The sequence below is a fragment of the Cupriavidus numazuensis genome, from assembly GCF_905397435.1.
Lineage (GTDB): Bacteria > Pseudomonadota > Gammaproteobacteria > Burkholderiales > Burkholderiaceae > Cupriavidus > Cupriavidus numazuensis.
On sequence record NZ_CAJPVI010000147.1, the window covers coordinates 1 to 1,490 of the forward strand.

The window sequence follows — 1,490 nt, forward strand, 5'->3', positions numbered from 1 at the left end:
CATGCGGTTATACACAATTGTCCCCATCATCGACGGCTCGTAATCCTCGCAGAGTCTTCGCGGCGACATGAACTTCTTTCAGGCCAAGCCAAATCGTCTTCACGCCGGGCTCGCCATCGCTCTTGCGGCCGAGGAAGCCGCCAAGGCGTGCAATCAGGCGAAGCACCTCATTCAGCGTTGGCTTGGCAGGCTGCTTGACGCTGGTCAGCAGGTAGGCGCCCCGTATTTCATCCGGGTCGAAGAACAAGTCGGCGTCCAGGTCTGGACAAGTGCGTCCGAGTCGCATCAGATGCGCGATGCGCCAAGCAACGACCATGAACAGTGCCAAAGCGCGCTCAAGCCGCTCGATCGCCGACAACTGGAGCGCTTCAACGCGGCAAGCGTTTTTCAAGATGTTGAACAGCGTCTCGATTTCCCAGCGCGCTCGGTACCAGTCAATCAGTTGGATCGCATCGTCCAGACTGGCTGCGCTACGATTTGTCAGCAGGCGCCACTCGATTGGCTTGGCGCCGGCAGGCGCATCAAACTCGCGTGCGACGATGCTCGTCGCCGCGACCGTCTTGCCCTCGCCTGCCGGCAGATCAACCCGTTGCACCCACAGTTGCTGACGCACGGTGCGGGCCTTGACGCCATGGCGCGATCCCATCGTGAAGGCGATCTCGCCAACGGGCTTGCCGCTGACAGTGCGCTGCCACAGCTTCTCGCCATCCGGCAGGCAGCGATTGTGGGCCGCGCGTATGAGCCAGTCAGCGGGCGTACCGAGTTCGTGAGCACGCAGCATCAACGCCATCAAGTCGGCTTCGCGGTCGGCGACGTAGACCAAGCGCGTGCTGGGCAGCTCCAGTGCCATTTCCGCGATGCGCTCATAACCTTCAATCCAACGCAAGCTTTCCTTTGGCCCGCCGCGTTTGCCGAATTTGTCCCGTTTCTGGCGCGCCCACATCCATGCGTCAAGCACACCAAGCGGCTCGCGTTGCGGCGTGACGGCGTAGGTCGGATGCAGATACATACCCCGCTGCGCTTCATAGCTCAGCGGCCCCAGACCGATCGCCTCTTGACCGTTGAAATCAAGTTCCGTCGTGTCCTGAAGACACAGCACGACTGGCTCAGCCCCCATTCTCTGCTGGGTCTGCTGCCAATGCGGCGCCAGAATATCGCGCCAGTCAACGCTGTCATTGCCAAAGAAGCGATACGCTCCCATGGTCTCGGTCCAGCCGTGGCACGCCTTCGGTACGCTGGCCGTCGGATCGGCCGCAAATCGCTCCATCAACATCTTCGCTCGCTTGTCGAGGCGCGCATCGCCGAGATCCAGGTGGGCAAACTCAGTCGCTGCCCAGTGTGTCGATTCAATCGTCAACGCGTCACCCAAAATGCGAGAGTAAACGCGAGACTCCGAGAGTTTACAAGTACCGCTTCAAGTCGTTGAATGTAAACGCTTTTCCTGGACGCTCTGGTCGCCTTGGTCGGTCAAAGATGTGTAAAACCGGTTG

General features: G+C 60.2%; 1 protein-coding gene. It reads right to left on the reverse strand.

Features of this window, described 5'->3' with window-relative positions:
• Positions 1-7: 7 nt before the first annotated feature.
• Positions 8-1,357 (reverse strand): IS4 family transposase, encoded by a 1,350-nt coding sequence (locus KHO41_RS40905; protein WP_455363904.1) that lies wholly within the window; start codon positions 1,355-1,357, stop codon positions 8-10.
• Positions 1,358-1,490: the final 133 nt, after the last annotated feature.